This is a genomic window from Serratia sp. NCCP-200, from assembly GCF_059697885.1.
Genome location: NZ_BAAKUJ010000006.1, coordinates 77,578 through 96,207, shown reverse-complemented (window position 1 = coordinate 96,207; position 18,630 = coordinate 77,578). Strand labels below are relative to the sequence as shown.

The 18,630-nt window shown below is 48.1% G+C and carries 14 protein-coding genes and 2 pseudogenes; 11 read left to right on the top strand and 5 right to left on the bottom strand.

Going from position 1 to position 18,630, the window contains the following annotated elements:
* Positions 1 to 49: 49 nt before the first annotated feature.
* Positions 50 to 778 (bottom strand): YaaW family protein, encoded by a 729-nt coding sequence (locus tag AC6HVW_RS19095; protein ID WP_418355234.1) that lies wholly within the window; start codon positions 776 to 778, stop codon positions 50 to 52.
* Positions 779 to 1,315: 537 nt separating this feature from the next.
* Between AC6HVW_RS19095 and AC6HVW_RS19090 the strand changes: the two genes are divergently transcribed.
* The 8 genes and pseudogenes from AC6HVW_RS19090 to AC6HVW_RS19055 all read left to right on the top strand — a co-directional run.
* A complete protein-coding gene (locus AC6HVW_RS19090) occupies positions 1,316 to 2,761 on the top strand; it encodes a YfjI family protein (protein WP_497569615.1) in 1,446 nt (481 codons plus the stop codon).
* A gap of 190 nt (positions 2,762 to 2,951) precedes the next feature.
* Positions 2,952 to 3,992 carry a DUF6387 family protein gene (locus AC6HVW_RS19085; RefSeq protein WP_497569614.1) on the top strand — a complete coding sequence of 347 codons (1,041 nt, stop codon included), beginning with the start codon at positions 2,952 to 2,954 and terminating at the stop codon, positions 3,990 to 3,992.
* Positions 3,993 to 4,106: 114 nt separating this feature from the next.
* Positions 4,107 to 4,325, top strand: a complete 219-nt coding sequence (locus tag AC6HVW_RS19080; RefSeq protein WP_497569613.1) for a helix-turn-helix transcriptional regulator — start codon at positions 4,107 to 4,109, stop codon at positions 4,323 to 4,325.
* Between the two features lie 384 nt (positions 4,326 to 4,709).
* Entirely contained in the window at positions 4,710 to 5,738 is a 1,029-nt protein-coding gene (locus tag AC6HVW_RS19075) for a YagK/YfjJ domain-containing protein (RefSeq protein ID WP_497569612.1), read from the top strand.
* A gap of 208 nt (positions 5,739 to 5,946) precedes the next feature.
* Positions 5,947 to 6,365: pseudogene (locus AC6HVW_RS19070) on the top strand (transposase); the annotation flags it as partial.
* A 232-nt stretch (positions 6,366 to 6,597) separates the two neighbouring features.
* Complete coding sequence (gene istA, locus AC6HVW_RS19065; RefSeq protein WP_497569611.1) at positions 6,598 to 8,133, top strand: IS21 family transposase; 1,536 nt, start codon at positions 6,598 to 6,600, stop codon at positions 8,131 to 8,133.
* A gap of 24 nt (positions 8,134 to 8,157) precedes the next feature.
* A complete protein-coding gene (gene istB / locus AC6HVW_RS19060) occupies positions 8,158 to 8,913 on the top strand; it encodes an IS21-like element helper ATPase IstB (protein WP_419236845.1) in 756 nt (251 codons plus the stop codon).
* A 122-nt stretch (positions 8,914 to 9,035) separates the two neighbouring features.
* Positions 9,036 to 9,832, top strand: a pseudogene (locus tag AC6HVW_RS19055) (IS256 family transposase); the annotation flags it as partial.
* A gap of 145 nt (positions 9,833 to 9,977) precedes the next feature.
* Here the strand turns inward: AC6HVW_RS19055 and AC6HVW_RS19050 are convergent.
* From AC6HVW_RS19050 to AC6HVW_RS19040, 3 genes are read right to left on the bottom strand one after another with little or no spacing between them, the layout of a single operon-like run.
* Entirely contained in the window at positions 9,978 to 10,292 is a 315-nt protein-coding gene (locus AC6HVW_RS19050; protein WP_497569610.1) for a hypothetical protein, read from the bottom strand.
* A complete protein-coding gene (locus AC6HVW_RS19045) occupies positions 10,292 to 14,521 on the bottom strand; it encodes an RHS repeat-associated core domain-containing protein (protein WP_497569609.1) in 4,230 nt (1,409 codons plus the stop codon). Before AC6HVW_RS19045 ends, AC6HVW_RS19050 begins: the two co-directional genes overlap by 1 nt.
* A gap of 37 nt (positions 14,522 to 14,558) precedes the next feature.
* Positions 14,559 to 14,993 (bottom strand): DUF1795 domain-containing protein, encoded by a 435-nt coding sequence (locus AC6HVW_RS19040; RefSeq protein ID WP_497569608.1) that lies wholly within the window; start codon positions 14,991 to 14,993, stop codon positions 14,559 to 14,561.
* Positions 14,994 to 15,200: 207 nt separating this feature from the next.
* Here AC6HVW_RS19040 and AC6HVW_RS19035 point away from each other — a divergent pair, with 207 nt between their 5' ends.
* From AC6HVW_RS19035 to AC6HVW_RS19025, 3 genes are all read left to right on the top strand, one after another.
* Complete coding sequence (locus AC6HVW_RS19035; protein ID WP_497569607.1) at positions 15,201 to 15,752, top strand: SH3 domain-containing protein; 552 nt, start codon at positions 15,201 to 15,203, stop codon at positions 15,750 to 15,752.
* A 180-nt stretch (positions 15,753 to 15,932) separates the two neighbouring features.
* Positions 15,933 to 16,109, top strand: a complete 177-nt coding sequence (locus AC6HVW_RS19030; protein WP_497569606.1) for a hypothetical protein — start codon at positions 15,933 to 15,935, stop codon at positions 16,107 to 16,109.
* A gap of 127 nt (positions 16,110 to 16,236) precedes the next feature.
* The gene (locus AC6HVW_RS19025; protein WP_497569605.1) at positions 16,237 to 17,352 is read left to right on the top strand and encodes a YcjF family protein; all 1,116 of its coding nucleotides are present in this window, start codon (positions 16,237 to 16,239) and stop codon (positions 17,350 to 17,352) included.
* Between the two features lie 200 nt (positions 17,353 to 17,552).
* On the opposite strand, the gene AC6HVW_RS19020 is transcribed toward AC6HVW_RS19025, so the two are convergent.
* Positions 17,553 to 18,326 carry an LEM-3-like GIY-YIG domain-containing protein gene (locus AC6HVW_RS19020; protein WP_497569604.1) on the bottom strand — a complete coding sequence of 258 codons (774 nt, stop codon included), beginning with the start codon at positions 18,324 to 18,326 and terminating at the stop codon, positions 17,553 to 17,555.
* Positions 18,327 to 18,630 lie beyond the last annotated feature (304 nt).

The following is an 18,630-nucleotide window of genomic DNA, read 5'->3' as shown; positions in this document are numbered from 1 at the left end:
CCCAGCAGAAAATATTGGTACCAGTCATCTGCTGGCAGTGAAAAATGGATTAACGGGAAAGGCGTTGCTGCCGGAGCCAGGCTACGATGATGCAGGCCGGTATGGTGACCCGGTAAGCCGGACCCGCAATGTCGGAAATCATCCACGCCGAACTGAGCACAATGGCTACGGGACCGGCAATAACGGACAGAGCTCTGGATGCCACCACCACCGTGCCCCAAGTGGCGATGCCTCCCAGTGAGGTAATGACGCTGGCAGACAGCACGGTGGCGAGCTCCAGTGCGGCAAGAGAGGAGGTACGTATGGCAGCCTGCACTGCCATCAGAATGAGCTGAGGGGTGGGGTTGGTCAGGTCGAGTTGCATATTGCGGGAAAAGGTAGCCAGTTCTTCCGGTGTCATCTGGTCCAGGCTTTTCTCCAGCACCTTCATCAGCAGGCACAACTCAATGGTCTCGGTGCTGCTTTTCAGGTTGTAGTTCACATCAAGTTTGTCACAAACGTCACCGAGGATTTCCCGGTAGGTCACGCCCTGTCCCAGCCTCATCAGACTTACCAGCGTATTGGCCCCATAACGCTGAAGTTCAGCCGCTATCAGTTGCCAGTAGCGCCGATGTTCCGGTGCCAGCAGACGGTATTCCGGGGTGCTGGTCAGGCTCTCTGTCCAGCGGGTGTCGCCGTCACGAGGGTCAGTGGTCAGAATAGAAACCAGTAGCTGCAGCTCTTCATTGCTGCACTGGCCCAGCAGGTTTAAATCGGGGTCATTGCGGTAGACAGCCATTGTTCTTCCTCAGTCAGTGTGGTTAGAGGTCACACTGTAAGGGGGGCTGTTGCACGGATATGTCATTCGAATTGATTGATTCTCATCCAAAGTCATTGCTGTGCGACAGTGTGTGTCACTACACAGGAGGGAACGAGACTAGTATTGAATCGCCTGAATCACCAGGCAGTGAACATATACGCGTGTCTATCGCTGCTCATTAAGGTGATATATATCTGAATATTTTCTGGTAAGAGGGCAAACAAAACATGCCCATGAAATTATTAACATATAATAATGATTTATTATTTCCCTGCCATTATTTATCCTTACAATAAATGAGAATTTCGCAATTAATTAAAAAATTGACAAGTCATGCCATAAAAACATGATGCAACACGCGCTTAATTCCATCAACACCTACCGACGTCTACTGATATCCATCGGCGTAATTCGCTGAAAACCGGCAATCATAAATACTTGTAAAAATTACAGAGGATGTTTTCAATAAGCATCATGAGGTCATGTTTAATAACTAAAAAACAGAAAGGAGATATTGTGAACAGCATTTACTCATACACATCTTTACATGGAGGACCACGGTTTCCCTTACAATCTGTACCAGGCCTTATCCGTGAGGCGATTATTGGCGTGTCCAGCAAAACAAAAGCGCCCCTACCGCTGATTTTTGCTTCTGCAATGGCCCCTGTTTCACTGCTTTGCCAGGGGCTTATTGATGTCACTCCGGGAGAAGATATGACACTCCCTGTTTCGTGTAATTTTTGTACCGTGGCTGAGTCAGGCGAACGTAAATCAACGGTTGATAAGCTTTTCATGGCTCCCGTACATGAGTACGAGCGTGAGGCCGGAGCATTGTACGAAAAAGCGATGCAACAGTATGAAACTGAACTGGAGATCTGGAAGGAAGAACTCAAGGCACTGAAAAGCGTGTTGCATAAAAAGACCAAAAATAATCAGTCACGGGAGGAGATAAAGGAGCTTATCCGGGTGCACCAGAAAAACCGGCTGCTGGAGCCTCTACAGGTACGGCTGTTGGGAAGTGATATTACACCGGCGGCATTGCAGTTTCAGCTGTATAAAGGCGGAGGCTCAATGGCATTACATTCTGCGGAAGGCGACATTATTCTGGGAGGACAGGCAATACAGAATCTGGGGCTACTTAACGATCTATGGGACGGCACGCCATTTACTGTCTCCCGGCGGTGTTCCGAAAGTTTTAATGTCCGCGATGCCAGGCTTAGCGCGAGTCTGATGGTCCAGGACGCCCCATTGCGTAAGTATTTTAAACGGGCACAGCAGCAAGCCCGGGGAACTGGCTTCCTGGCCCGGTTCTTTTTCGCTCGCCCTGAAAGTGCGATTGGTACACGGACGGGCCATACACTGGAAAATTACCGGCAATTGCTGGTCCCGTATCATCAGCGCCTCCGGCAGTTACTGGACTCTTACACCCATGCAACAGAACAAAAGGCATCATTACGACGACAAAAACTGACTTTTACGCCAGAAGCACAGCTGCAGTGGGTGAATATGTCCGAGCGTTTAGAGCGGGAAATGTCTGAGAATGGTCATTACTACTCCCTGCGCGATTTTGCCTCTAAAGAAGGTAATAAAGTGGCACGTCTTGCTGCCCTGTTCCACTACTTCAGTGGTGACGAGGGGGATATTCCAGAAAAGACATTACGAAATGCGCAACAAGTCAGTGAATGGTATCTGAACGAGGCACTTTTTTTGTTTGGCTCTAAACCAGAGCAGCCCCAGCATGTTCAGGATGCAGAGCTGTTAATGGCATGGCTTCATGAGCGTTTTTTAGATAATAACGGTCAGCCCTTAGCAAGGAGTTGGATAAGCCCCAGGGTACCCAACCAGCTTCGCAGGCCAGGTCGATTACAGCCATCCCTAGAGCATCTGCGTGATACTTACCGGATTTCAATAGCGCTTAATGGCAGAACAATGCTTGTCGCCCCGTATGGTTTCAGGTGGTAAACCAGTAATAGACAAATTTAGTCATGTAGAATTGGATTAGCATTGAGATCATAAAGCTGCTAAACCTGCTAAGTTAAGCAGATTTAGCAGCTTAAAAGGAACGTGATGAGCCACTAACAGTCCGTTACCATGATTTCTGCAATATGATTTCAACAAGAAAAATGCCACTTCAGTGCAACAAGGAGAACATATGAAGAAAGTGATAAAGGGTAGAAAAGGAAAAAAGGGTACAAATGCAGCTATGAGCACAGAGGCAAAGAGCTATTACAGTAAGATTTTATCTCGTGCAAAGTGCAAGGCATACGATGCAAAGCAGGAGGATGTAAACTGGTTTAACATAAAAAATTATCAGTTTGCAAATGAAATATCTTTCAGAGAACTTATCGTTGAGTTGATAGCCAGGATTGACTCAGCTAATGCTGCACATACAGATGGTGACTACGGCATCGTATCTAAAGCATTATTTGATAAGATTTACTCTGATATAACAACAGGTCATCCCACTATAAATAATTATTTTATTTCCGATAAAGATGACCCACGCATTATCTCTCTGGTTGATAAAAGAGAACAGGAAGATGAATTGGCCGACTGGGGAGTATTGGAATGGTTTACACTCGATCAGCACCGTTCCCACATACCTGTACGGGAATTAAATATTAGCGATATCCACGATTGCTATCATGCGATCTCATCAACAGAAATTACTACTCTGCCTGTTTATGCAAACACCTCACACCCTTGCTATACCGGATTTTTAAAAAAAGAAGACATTAACAGTGACACAACATTAACCGCCATTCAGTCAAAAAATCGTGGTATAGAACAGCTTTATCTGTCTGTGGACCCCTCCTTCAGTGAAAAACAGCTTATTGCGGCATTCAAAAATATACTTGCAGGTCTGCGCCAACAAAAGAAACTCACCATAAGGAAGATGTCAGATATTAAATTGCATAAAACGCTTCCGTTAATGGACCTGATTATCTGGCAGATCAAAGAAAGAAAACAATTACCATTAAGGCAAATTTATAACCTGCTGGAAGGACTGCCAGTAGAAAGCTCAGACAGCAGAACCGAATTTAACGGGAGTAAATTTAATACAGGTGTTCTGAGAACACTTGAAAAGGTACTGGATCGGGGAACACTCTTACCGCTACTGGATGCACTTGACGAAGAAAAAGGAAATTATGGTATAAATCTTAATGAGTTAAAGCATCACCAAACACAGTGATCACGCAAACAAGATAATGTCAATATATTTTTTTACAGCAAAATTTTTATCATTACTTAATGGATTTTGTTGTTTACCTTATGCCCTGAGTTCAACGTAACAAGGGGCTATGCCATGAAAAAGAAGATGCAGGAAGACAATCAGAGGAAAGATGAGCAACCATTCAAACTGGTTGATTTGAAATTTATCTGTGAAAACACGGGGTTATCAAGGGCATTTATCTACAAGCTGATGATTAATAATGTATTCCCAAAACCACTGAAGCTTGGGCGTTCCAGTCGCTGGTTCCTGAGCGAGTTCCTGGAGTGGCTAAATGACCGACACAGGAAGTAAGGACCTCAACATGAGCTGGTATTCATCTAGCCAGGAAACAGGTACTGGTGCACTAACTTTCCCTGGTGTGGCGACAAGTCTGTGGGAGCTGAAACAGGTTCCCGGATGGCATTATCCTCATAGAAGGTAGCGACAGGCTTACAGTGATAAAGAAAATAATTATGGTTCTTATATTATTAATTAAAGTTATATTAATAATACCAACCATGATTAACTGTTATTTAATTAACTAAATCATACTAATGCATGTATATAATGCTATTCAATTTCATACAAAACTGAATAGCCACCCTACTAATACTGATATGAGGGTAACCTGTAATGGTTACCTCTTTCAAGTATGATTTATTATTCACACAGCACAGATACAGGATAATAATTATAATGTTCACTGACAGTTGTTTTGATATAGAATCAACTAGTATGCATGTAGCTTACTGTGATACCACACTCGTAGTCATCAACGAATTCGATACTGTACAGCAACAACGCAGATTACTCTCAATATTGAATAAAATTGTAACTTCCGAGACTGCGGCATTCAGAGTTACCAGAACAGGAGACTATAAGAAAATCAAAACTGGTTTTCTACTTGAGGAAGCTATCAGTGGATTACCTGAACTAGAAAACAGTATCGGTGAACATCAACAATTACATCCAACGATATTGCTATTCAGTGATACTATCAAAAACCACAACCTGGCTGAATCATCAAGGCCATGGGGGGCGTCATTATGCGAGGTTGCAACAATAAACCACTGGCTGGAGTTGTTTCGAAAAGAAGCGCAATCAGTCACTCATAAGCGACGACTACGTAATTATCAAAGGGCTGCCAGTAAAAATCTGGCTGGAACATTAGCATACGTAGATAATCTATTTAAAAATCACTCTCGTTTGCTGGTAATTCGTGTCGACTTGTCATATCAGGAAGTCATCGTTAAAAGTAAAAAAATTTCTGCCGATATGACCCGGTTACATCGCAAGCGATTATTTAAACGTGTTCAGTCACACCCTTTATTTAAGCATTGCTTAGGGTATATCTGGAAGCTTGAGTATGGGCAGAGAAAAGGGTTCCATTATCATACCTGCTTTTTCTTTGACGGTAGCAAAGTTAGAAAGGATGTAACACTGGCTCGATGTATAGGAGAGTATTGGAAAAGGGATATCACTGACGGTATCGGAATTTATTTTAACTGTAATGCAATAACCAGTACCTATGCTCAGTTAGGGATTGGTGACATTCATTACACCGACCAGGAGAAGCGTAGCACATTGCAGAAAGTAATTACCTATATTACTAAGGTTGATACAGCTGTACGTTTTAGCCTGCCACAGGGAGCTCGTACATTCGGACGTAGCGAATATAATTTATCGAACAGAAAAAAACGGGGAAGACCTAGAAATATAACTTAGTGCTCCTTAATTCGCATAGTGAATCGCTAACATGGGTTAATCTTGGCCGGAAAACGGAAAGATCTCTGGAGGAGCTTTACAGCTTTAAAAAGCTATTGATGATGAGGAAAAACCGGCAACTCAGTTAGCGGAAACTGGAGATTGTAATTTAAATTGTGTAATTGCCTGTTTTTGATATGTTCCTCCTGACAATGGAGACAGGCAATTTATGGACGAAAAGAAACTTAAGGCACTTGCTGCCGAACTGGCCAAAGGCCTTAAAACCGAAGCCGATCTCAATGCGTTTTCTCGTATGCTGACCAAGCTCACCGTCGAAACCGCCTTGAATGCCGAACTTACTGAACACCTCGCCATGAAAAAAAGGCCCCTAAAACAGGCTCGAATACCCGTAACGGTTACTCGTCTAAAACGCTGCTCACTGATGATGGCGAGATCGAGCTGAACACACCACGTGACAGTGAAGGCTCCTTTGAACCCCAGTTGATAAAGAAAAATCAGACGCGTATTACGCAGATGGACAGCCAGATTTTATCCTTATATGCCAAAGGAATGACCACGAATGAAATCGTTGCCACGTTCAAAGAGATGTACGATGCCGACGTGTCACCCACGTTGATATCCAAAGTTGCAAAATGGCGTCTGAATCGATCACTGTTTGGCATTCGAATCGATCATGATTTGGCATGCATCTCCGATCGCGATTTGGCATCACAATCGATCACGGTTTGGCATGCCTCCGATCAGGGTTTGGCATCCTGCCGATCACTCCGGGAATTAACTCTTTCTTACACGGTCTCCATGGCTGATTTTTACGCCAATGGAGGCATCGATGTCCAAAAAGAGAAAAGCCAGGAGCCCTATGGAAACCTGTTTCAAGATCCTTCAGCTCAAGTTCGACCAGAAGCTGACCAACCGTTGTATCGGGCTGACGATGAAAATCAGTGCCTCGACGGTTTTTGAGGTTCTCGCCCGCTTTAAAGCCACGTCTCTGCCATGGCCCCTTCCTGAAGCGATATCCCACGATGGCCTTGAAAAACTCATCTTCCCGGCCAAAGGCATACCTGCATCAGAGCGGGTCATGCCGGATCTGCTTCACTTCGATACCGAGATGAGAAAATCCGGCGTGACGCGGCAACTGCTATGGATGGAGTACAAGGCTCAGGCCGGGGAACTGGCGATGGGGTACTCCCACTTCTGCCGATGCTACCGGGAGTGGAAAAAGACACGGCGCCTCTCAATGCGCCAGGAGCACCGTGCCGGTGAAAAGCTCTTTATCGACTTCTGCGGCCCGACGGTTCCCGTCATCAACCCGGATACCGGCGAGGTTCGCCGTGTGGCCATCTTCGTGGCCGTGATGGGGGCGTCTAACTACACCTACGTGGAGGCCTGTGAAGGTCAAGATATGATGTCCTGGCTGAACGCCAACAGCCGCTGCCTGGCCTTCCTGGGCGGTGTACCGAAGCTGCTGGTCCCCGATAACCTCAAAAGCGCGGTGAAAAAGGCCGATCGCTATGAACCCGTCATCAATGACAGTTACCAGGCGTTGGCGGAGCACTACAGCACCGTTATCATCCCGGCTCGCCCCTATAAGCCGAAAGATAAATCGAAAGCAGAAAACGGCGTTCTCATCGTCGAAAGATGGCTGCTTGCCCGCATCCGCAATGAAACCTTCTACACGCTCAGGGCGCTGAATACCCGTCTTCGTGAACTACTGGCGGACATGAATAACCGGCCAATGAAAGGGTACGGCAACCAGAGCCGCGCAGAGCGCTTCCGCGTACTGGATGCACCGGCGCTCTCGTCGCTGCCTCTGGCAGCGTACGAGTACACCGAATACAAAGCGGTGAAGGTCGCCCCAGACTACCACGTTGAGTATGCGCATCACTGGTACTCGGTCCCGCATGAGCTGGTTGGTCAGCGCCTGTCGCTCAAGGCAGGTCAGTCGGTGGTCCAGGTCTGGCACAAGGGACAGTGCGTGGCGCAGCATCCGCGCAGCCTCCATGAATATCAGCACTCTACCAATCCGCTGCACATGCCGGCTCGGCACCTGGGGCACGGGACATGGACGCCAGAACGTCTGGTCGAGATGGGATGTCGCATCGGCCCGTTCACCGGCAGAGTGGTTGACGCCATGCTGAAAGCCAAAGCCCATCCGGAACTGGCCTACCGTGCGGTGCTCGGTCTGACCGCACTGCAGAAAAAATACGGAAAAGAGAGGCTGGAAAAAGCCAGTTGCGTCGCCTGGCATTACAAAACACCGGACAGGCGCTTCATCGACAACCTGCTGCGCCACAATCGCGAGAACCAGGAGCTGCCGTTATCGAGTCAGAGCGAACAACACTCTCCGGCCTCGCTGGAGCATGAAAACCTGCGCGGTCCAGGCTACTACCACTAACTGACAAACAGAGGAACAAACGGCATGAGCGATAACCTGTTAAACAAACTGACCCAACTGAAGCTCCCGGCGATGGCAGGGAGCCTGATCCGCCAGCGAGAAACACCGCAGACCTACGGCGAGTTGTCGTTCGAGGAACGGCTGATCCTGCTGGCAGATGACGAACTGCTGAACAGGGAAAACGGTCGGGTGGCCCGTCTGAGGAAGAGTGCGAACCTGAAATACCAGGCAGCGCCGGAGGGGCTGCACTACCCCGTCTCAAGGGGGCTGAGAGCCGAACAGATGCGGGAACTGCTGAACGGTCATTACATCACGCATCGGAAAAACATCCTGATCACCGGCCCGACGGGGTGTGGGAAAAGCTGGATCGCCAATGCTCTGGGTGAGCAGGCCTGTCGCCAGAAACACAGCGTTCAGTACTGGCGTACCGGTCGGTTACTGGAAATGCTGGCGCAGGGCCGGGTAGACGGTAGCTGGCTGAAGCACCTGAAACAACTGCAAAAAACGCAGGTACTCATCCTGGACGATCTGGGTCTGGAACCCCTGAGCAACGCGCAATGTAACGACCTGCTGGAAATAGTGGAAGACCGGTACGGACAAAGCAGTACCCTGGTGGTGAGCCAGTTCCCAGTAGATAAGTGGCACGGGCTGATGGAGAGCCCGACAACGGCAGATGCGATCCTGGACAGACTGGTGCATAACGGCCACAGACTTGTACTGCAAGGAGAATCGATGAGGAAAAGCAAAACGGCAGTGGAAAGCGAGGAAAAAACAGGTTAAAAAGCAGTAGGAAAAGTTAACGCATCCCGGTTGACCGAATGGAGACGAAATCCTGATCGAACTTCGGTGCCAATACGTGATCGAAGTTCCATGCCAATCCGTGATCGAACAGAGCGGAATACGCAAAAGTCACTGATGCCGTTAAAGAGCAGGTCACCGAGTGGCAAAACCGGCCATTGGACTCACTGTATCCCATTGTTTACTTAGACTGTATTGTGGTAAAGGTTCGCCACAATGGTGGCGTCATTAACAAGGCTGTGTTCCTGGCCCTGGGGATTAATACCGAGGGCAAAAAAGAACTGCTGGGCATGTGACTGGCAGAGAATGAAGGGGCCAAGTTCTGGCTCAACGTCTTGACCGAGCTGAAAAATCGGGGTCTTCAAGACATCCTGATTGCTTGCGTGGATGGTCTGAAAGGCTTCCCCGATGCGATAAAAAGCGTCTATCCGCAAACCCACATCCAGCTGTGTATTATCCACATGGTGCGTAACAGCCTGAAGTATGTGTCGTGGAGAGACACAAAGCGATCACCAGCGGGTTGAAAACGGTGTACCAGGCTACGACAGAGGAAGCGGCTCTGATGACGTTGGGCAAGTTCGCAGGCGTCTGGGATGAAAAATACCCGCAAATCAGCAAAAGCTGGCGTACTCACTGGGAAAATCTTAACACGTTCTTCGATTATCCCGCGGATATCCGAAAGGCTATCTACATGACCAACGCTATCGAATCGCTGAACAGCGTTATCCGGCAGGCGATCAAGAAGCGTAAAGTGTTCCAGACGGATGACTCAATGCGAAAAGTGATTTATCTGGCAATCCAGGCGGCGTCGAAAAAATGGAATATGCCGATCCAGAACTGGCGGCTGGCAATGAGTCGTTTTATTATCGAGTTCGGTGACCGTCTAAACGATCACCTTTAATACGCTGGCAGTTACACAGAATTATGGACAGGCTCGAAAACTGCCATAGCCTAACTCCAGTGCTCGGCCATTTATCGGGTTCTTTAATGAGACGAATAAAAAAATATAAAACCTATATTTTTATTTACCTCAACTCACTTAAAAATCAAGACAATGCACTTACAAACTCCTTCATGGTGGCCTTCCATTCTTTTGTGTTTATTTTTTTAAAATACAGCTCAATACCCAAGCTTGCTTCTTCAACATAAAGAATATCAGATAAATTTGTTGTTCGCCTTCCTAAATAATCAAACAAACAGAATCTTAACAATCTCTTTTTCTCTTTATTTTCATTTAGCAAGTTCCATTCAACCACTTCATCTTCCACATAAAAAAAATCACCTTTACTATTTTCTGTAGAAACTTCCCAGCCAGCATCTTCAAGAGCATCTTTTAACTCAATCATTCTAGCTCTAGTCATTATAAACTCTCCCAAAAACCCTTTGGAGGCGATATACCACTAGACTCCAATCCATTCATAACACGAGATTTAGTCATTGGCTTTGCCCCATCCTTCCAAGTATCAATAGAAACAATTTGCCCTTTTTTATCTGTAATAGTTAGGCTATAAGAATCATCCCCTACTTTACGGACATAGTATTTTGAATCTGGGGATCTTCCACCTCCCTTCAGTTCTATACCATCCGCTATATTTTTCTGCCCTCTTTTTAAATATTGTTCAGGCGTCAAATTTGAGTGTCTACGAGCATGATCCTTAAGCCCAGAATCCCCATCTTTAAATACCCGTCTTTGTTTCCATTTTGGCCCACAACTCAACCCGAGGGGATCAATCCACCCTAGCGGATTTGGTGCGTACTGATAAAGGTTCAACCCTCCCGCTAAACCGAGAGGATCTGGCGTCGTGAATCTGCCTACTTCCGGCGCATAATACCGGTGAGTATTATAGTGCAGTCCGGTCTCTTCATCCAGATATTGCCCGGCATAACGCAGTGGTTGGCGGAATCGGCCCAACGGCTGGCTGAAATTACGCCACATTGCATCGGTCTGCCGTGCCACCTGACCAAACACCCCATACTGCCCCGACCACACCATCTCACCCTGCACGTTGGTCACTTCCTGTGGTGAACCATTCAGGTCGGTGTGATGCCAGTACAGTTTATCCCCACTGTAGTGCCGTTCAATGCAGGCCAGCGGTGTATAGGCTTCGTTCGGGTCATAGCAGTAGGTTTGTTGATGATCGTCAGTACGGCTTTGCAACAACCGCAATCCTTGCCACAAGAAATAGGTCTCACGCCGTTCCTGACGGATGGTGACCACCTTGCTTGACCGACGGCCCAGCGCGTCATAGTGGTACTGCGCTTCAAACAGTCCCTTCGGCCCGTCACCTTTCGCCCCCACCAGACGGTTATCCGCATCATAGCGATAGTGCTGGCTGCCGGGACCTTTCTGTCTGACCGACATATTGCCGAAGGCATCATACTGATACTGCCATTCTTCCCAGAGGGTCAACCGGTTATCACTATAAGGCTGGCTGCCACGGACATACGGTGAACTTTCCGGCGTCAGTAATGGCAGTAGCAAGGCGTTATCAGCCTGATCATAATGCACAGAGGTCTGATCGCTATGTGCCGAATAGACGCTACGTAACCGACCCTCAACATCATAACCATAGCTCAGCATGCCCCGATTACTGTCCTCCACAGCAGCCAGTTCATGCAGATCGTCATAATGATAAGCTCGCCACAGAACCCCTTGCTCTGGGAAGGTAAGTGCGTCGGTTAGGCGATTGCTGATACTGCTCTGCCACTGGCGACGACCCAGGCGGTCATATCGCCGGTGCTGCGTCAAAGCCCCCTGAGTACGGCTGGTCTCACGGTGAAGTGCATCGCGTTCAAACTCGCTGATTATCTGGTCATTGAAACGGATGGCAGTGACGTGCCCAGAACCGTAATGCAGCCACTGAAACTGGTCATCGTTCGGCAGACCGAGTGTAGTCAGGTTGCTCAATGCATCATACTGGTAGCTCAGTGCTTCAACGCCGTTATGCTCTCTAGTCACCCGACCCAACGCATCCCGTTCAAAGCTCACGGTATTAGGCTGGATACCCAGCTTCTCACCGTGCTCGGTCGGAATACGGCTGGCACTAAGCAGGCTGCCCAATAGATCCCACTGGTATATGACCTGCTCGGTCTGCGTCTGGCGCGCAATCACCTGGCCTACGGCATCGTAGGTCAGTTGGCTAACTTTCTCCGGGCGATGCCCTTCCGTGTCTGCGGTACCACGCTGTACGACTTCGGCAACCTGCCCATCGACATTAAAACGGTAACCATAGCGAGTATCGTCCGGGCGCTGCTCTTCCTGCAAGCGGCCTTCCGCATCACGGGTAAAGCGATAGATACCGCCGTTGGCGTTATCCAGGCTGAGCAGGTGGCCTTCCACGTCATACTCGTAACGCAGGGTGCGGTTCAGGCGGTCGGTAGCGCTCAGGGTTTGCCCGCGTGCGTTGTAATGCCAGTGGCGCGGCAGGTTTTTCCCCTGCTGATGGCTGAGCAGCAGCCCCGCATCAGACCAGTCAAACTGCTCCGTTGAACCATCCGGCAGGGTCAGTGTGACCAGTTGGCCTGCGTCGTTATACTGGTAGCGAGTTTCCTGCTGCAATGCATCGCGGCGGGAGACCATCTGCCCCAGCGTATCATAGCCCCAGGTAGTGGGCTGGCCGGAACAGTCGGTGTAGCCTGTCAGTTGCCCCCGGCTATTCCAGCTTAGCTGACTATCGCCACCCCGTGCATCGGTGACGCGGTCTGGCAGCAGCGTATGGATGTGTGGATAATGATAGTGCGTCGATTGCAGCAACCGGTCGGTTTCCTGCACCACCCGGCCCTGTTCATCCCAGACGGTACGTTCTGCAATGCCATCTGGCCAGAATACAAAGGTCTGCCGATCGCTGTTGCGTTGGTACTGCCAACGCGTAGTGGCTCCGTTGGCATCGGTGACGGACACCAGCCTGCCCAGTTCATCCCACTGGCATTTGCGTAGATGGCCCAGCGGCGAGCAGTAACCGGCAGGGAGACCAGCTTCATCCCACAGCATCTGATGCTGGTTGCCGGTACGATCGGTGTAACGGCTGACGCGACGGTGTTCGTCTAGTTCCCACACCGCCTGACTGCCATCCTGGTAGGTCGCGGTGCGCAGATTGCGTTCTTCATCATAGGCCAGCCGATAGCCATCACCCTCGCTGGTGTGGTGTTCGGTGACGCACCAGATATCCTCCATTTCCTGCCACTGGTAGTCGCAGCGAAACCCGGTGGCATTCTCATGCCATAGCAGCAAACCGTTCTGTTCATCCCAGCCAAAGCGACGCATCACTGCTTCACCTCGGTGTTGCACCGCGACCAGTTGGCCTGCGTCGTTATACTGGTAACGAACGCGTTGCACCTCACCCTCCACGGTTTGCTGCCACACGGCAGTAAGACGGTTGAGTTCGGGGTGATATTCACAACGCAGGGCCTGGCCACCGGTACGGGTGATGATGTCCATCTGCCGTTGTTCGTTGTAGTGGAATGACTGCTGGTTGCCGACATTGTCGCTGATGGCACTCAGGGGAGCTCGGCCCTCGGCGTCGAAGGCCGGATAGTGATAACGCAGTTCACCGGCATCGCTGATACACCACGTGCCATCTTCCTTATGCGTAAGCCAGCACTGCTGATCGGGGCAGAAGGTACGATGGCCAACGGGTACCTCAGGGAACGGGATAAAATCCCCATAGGTGTTACGCCACAAGATGCCCTCTTCCACCTGCCGCAGTTCGCTTTCCCAGAACAGGCTCCAGCCCAGCCCCAGTACGCTCTCCGCTGCATGGCTGCTGAGATAACTACGTTGCCAGAACAACGGCAATTCACCATCGAGGGTGAAGTCCAGGTCATCGTCGTCATTGAGGAATTTTTGCCCGCTAGTCACATCTACCGGGTTGGCCAGAATACCGATCACTGGAACGACTATCGCCAGCGGCCCCAGCCAACAGAGCACTTTGGCTACCTTGCTAGCCCCCGGAATTTTGCTCATCAGACGCTCTACAGCACCTGGCCCACGCCCCACAGCCCCTTTCGCACTGACCAGACCGGCGATAAGCATCGTCAGGTCGGAAACGGTGTAGGCCCATTCGGGGATTTCCGGGCTGATGTTTTCCGTGGTCGTTGTGCCACCGCCGATAAACACGTTGGAGGAACCGGCCAGGATGGTCGCATCGCAGGTAGTTTTATCGCTCTTGCGGGCGGCTGGCTGGCCGTTGATGAACACCGAGAAAGAGCCCTGCGCCACCTGCTGCACCTTGTCCTTGTCACAAGCGACGGTGCTCAAGGTAGCTACGGCAGCAGCCTTGCCATTGATAAAAACATTGCCCGAGCCGGTGATAATCGTCCCGCTGGGGCTCATCGAGCTGGCTCCGGCCTCGACACATGCATCCCGCGCCTTTTCCCCCAGGGCATTGGCAGCCATGCCAACCGCGATCCCGGCCCCAATCAGCAAAAAGCCCACGCCAAGACAGGCAGACGCACACCCGGCACCAATCAACATGCCACCCAGGATCCCCCCGGCCACGTTGATCAGGCCACCTAGGATCGTGCCGCCAATCAACCCGGCGAGAGCCCCCGAATGGCCGATGGCATCACCGACGCGTGCAGCTTCCAGCATGGTATTCGCTCCTGTCCTTGGTCGAAATGTGGGGGTGTTACGGGTGTTGGTAACTGCTCAGACAGGCTGAGAAGAAAGCTTCATCCTGCTCGGTCAAGGCCTGGGAGCTCGCCAGCGTGAAAATCAACACGTTAGAAGCCGTAACAGGGAATACAGCCTGACGTTGGTGCAGCGTCTGGCCCTTTTGCGGATGATAGCGGGAAAGCAGCATAATGCCGTGGAACAGGCCATCGCCCAATACGGCGGGCTGTTCGTCGAGAGCCTGGTACTTGCGCAAGCCTTTTTGCAACACCTCACGCTGGCGGGCCAGGTAAGCGGCAAAGTCTTCGTCGGGGCGCAATTGGTCACGTGAGATGTTAAGTGATGGCCCGGATGGGGCGATCAGAATATTGACGGTTTGCTCACGGTATCCGGCAGGCAAGGTAATGCTACCTTCAGTGAAAACACAGCGGGGTTCTGAAACCTGGGTCATCCTTGTACTCCATGGCTAAATCCTGATTTAATGACCCATACATTTATCACAATGCGAGTGGTAAGTGATAGTCGAACGAGGAAAAAACGTAAGAAAACCTTTAGGTTTCACTTGATGTCCGATGTACAAAATGTATGACAAACGACACATTTTTAGCACACCTGTTTGCGGTATATTGTTTTTTCACATACGAGGGATAGGTGTGGAATGAAAAATAAAACTGTAGGATTCATGGTTATTCTTTTTTTCTTTTGGCTTTTTGCGAAAAATGATAAAACACAAACAAGCAATGCCACACCTCTCTCACAATCTAACCCGCCGTCAACTCTTACCACCCATAATTCAACATCAAATATACTTACTGATGAGAAATCGAAAGCATATTATATTAATGCCGATACATTGAAAGTACGTAATGCTCCTAACGGGAGTACGATTCAATCTCTAAAGCGAGGAGCCCAGGTAAGAGTGTATGAACAGATTACTTCATGGAGCAAGATAAGCAAAGATCAAGAGGAAGAACGCTGGGTATCTACGAGCTATTTATGTGAAACCTCAGAATGTTACATAAAAAGGGTCCTATCCCAACCTACGCCTATTCCAAAGCAACAAAGAATTGAACAGCCAAGAACGCCTCGGCATCAGCAGCCTCAGAATTATAGTTCTTCCTGTTCTTGCTCATCAGGCAACGTATGTATAGGACCCAGAGGAGGACGTTACTGTATTACATCTGGGGGGAATAAACGCTATGGTGTTTGAAGTGTAACTTGATGCAAAAAACCAAAATGAAGCATGACGTTTTGCGGATATTCTCAATGAGCGTAAGTTTTGAAGGTTACAAAATTAACAGGTTATTCATACATCGTAAAGTGTTTAAATTTGATATGCTAGTTGCTAGCTTACCTATCCCACTAGCGACAGATTTTACAGAGGTTACTTATGGCTACTAAAGACAAAATTGATGTGGAAGAACTCAGGAAGAAAGCAACTGAAAAAGTGGAATTCATTTTGATGGAGCTCAATAAAAACTTCCTTGGCATAACTGAAGTTTTTGCAGGTGGTGCAGGAGTTGTCAACAGCAACCTACTGGAGGCTATGAGCGAAGAGCGGACATAACAGCTAAACAATGGTTGAGCACTACCAGATCACGCTAACATAGCAGTACATTTTTTCGCCTTAATACTATTTATCTTTTCATAATCTGGTGGTTGCACGATAAGATTGAGAAAGTTTTGGATGAGGGATGACAATCGTGAATATAGATATAAATACCATTTTGAATGATGCAGTCAAAGATATGCCAGTAGCTAACATTATAGTGATAGGTAAAACAGGCGTTGGCAAAAGTTCTCTTATAAATGGTGTGTTTAGAGGGAACTTTGCTAAAACAGGTGTTGGCAAACCAGTTACAGACAACATTAAAGTTATTAAGAAAGCTGGCGTTCCTTTGCAAATTATTGACACCCAAGGGCTTGAGGTCGCTGATTATGAAAAAACAAGATTCAATATAGAGTCATATATTAATGAAAATAACAGCAGTGAACTATCAGAAAACTATGTTCACCTTGCATGGTTATGTATAAATGACACAGGAAAAAGATACGAAGATGCTGAAATAGATATAGCTAAATATCTTGTTAGCAAAGGCATACCAGTAATTGTCGTTCTGACAAAAACCAATGCATTTAAAAATAACGAGTTCACTGACGAAGTTAGAAAAGCATTTAAAAACTACAGTCATGCAGTCTGTTCTACACGAGCCATAGAAGAAGTTATTTATGATGACGATGACACGGACGAGATCATAGGCATCAGAAAGGTTAAAGGCATTGATGAGTTGATTCAAGTATCTTACGAGGTTATCCCCGAAGCTCAAAAAAAGGCGTTCTCCAATGCTTTGTCAATTAAAAATAAAAAGGCATTGGATATAAAAAAAGATCAAGCTAGTAAAGAGGTATTAGCGGCCACAGCTCTAGCTGCAGCCGCAGCTGCAATACCTGTACCATTCTCAGACGCATTTACATTAGTGCCCATACAAGTAGGGATGATAGCTAAGATTAGTTACACGTTCGGGATGGATGTATCCAGAGCCGCTCTTACTACAATGGTTACGTCATTAGTTGGTGCTGGCGGTGCAGTTTTTGTTGGACGGGCTATTGTTACTGGTTTACTTAAGATGCTTCCCGGTGTTGGTAGTGTTGTAGGAGGCGCAATATCTGCAACAACTGCGAGTGCAATCACTAAGATGCTAGGGGATACATATACTTTAGTCCTTTACACACTTGCAACTGAGTCAGAAACAGGAGAAATAGATTTTGAACTGGCTGCTAAATTGCTAAAATCGAAAGTATCATTCTAATTTGGAAACGGCGTGTATTTTCACGCCGTATTTTTTAAAGATGAACATTAAATTAATTTTCTTCTTTCCCAAGAAGAGTACTTAACCCTTATTTTATTATTCAATGTCAGTTTATGGTACTGAGGTGCCTATCATGACGCCACCCAAGGGCATCATGAGCGAGAAAGAGCTATGACCTGAAATCCTGCTTCATTCAGAAATCAAAATCCTGGTGAATATCTTACAGGAGACATAGCGCCTTTCTTTCTGAGGTCATCAGGAATCTTCTTGCCGAGATAAAGCTGAGTGATCTTAGGAGATGCCACCCTACCACGGAACCCGAAACGGGAACGTTGAGTAGCTTCAAACTCATCGTCTACGTCCCATGAAGGCATCTCTGGGAAATTCTCACGGGTTGACTTGAGCCACTCATCAGCAACATATACTCCTCTCACGATTCCCCTTACTGTAGCCAATATAACCTCAGCTTTACGGGCGCGTTCTACGCTGACACGCCAGCTAAAACGCACAGCATCATAGAGATCAATATCCTTTGAACTCCTGTTAACGGATATAATCAGGGTCTTATGTTGGAAAACAATTGTTTCAGGCTGATACGTAGCGATTAACTCTTTGATGTGTGCAGCACCGAATTCATTACTGCCAGCACCGTTCATGATGTTAGTCAAACCGGGGTAAGCGTCTATGAGTGCTGCTTCAACCTCGTAAGCGGTCTTTTCATCAGCCATACCGTGTCGATGGATAACATGAATAACCTCAAGGCCTGCTAATCTGATCTCTCGAAGTTGTTTGAGCTTGTTATTAAGTAACTCATCATCATCAACTGCTGCGACCTCACCACGCATATGAGCAAATACACGATTATCTTTCCCCTTTCCTACGTAGAACGTACTGCCGTCCCTTGGGTCAATCAGACGGTATACATACCAGCCAAGATGTTCGATTACTCCCGGTGGAAACTCCTTAATGTCCATGTCATAACGCCTATCACTTAATTTATAGTGCATAAGCTATACACAGTGATGTCGATTGACAACTTATAGTACCCACTAATCTGCCCCTATGATTGATGCAGTGATGAATTAGCCATGTCCGCTTATGGCACTGAGCAAACTATCAGGCCTAATTTGCACTACAACCGTACCCGGCGCCACAGTCATCTCGGTGGCGTCAGTCCGGAGGACTTCGAAAAGGCCTCGCCGTGAGGACAGAAACTTGCTACTAGGATATGGTCACTTCAAGCAAATTGTTGCGGGCTGAGCCCACCACAGGCGTTGC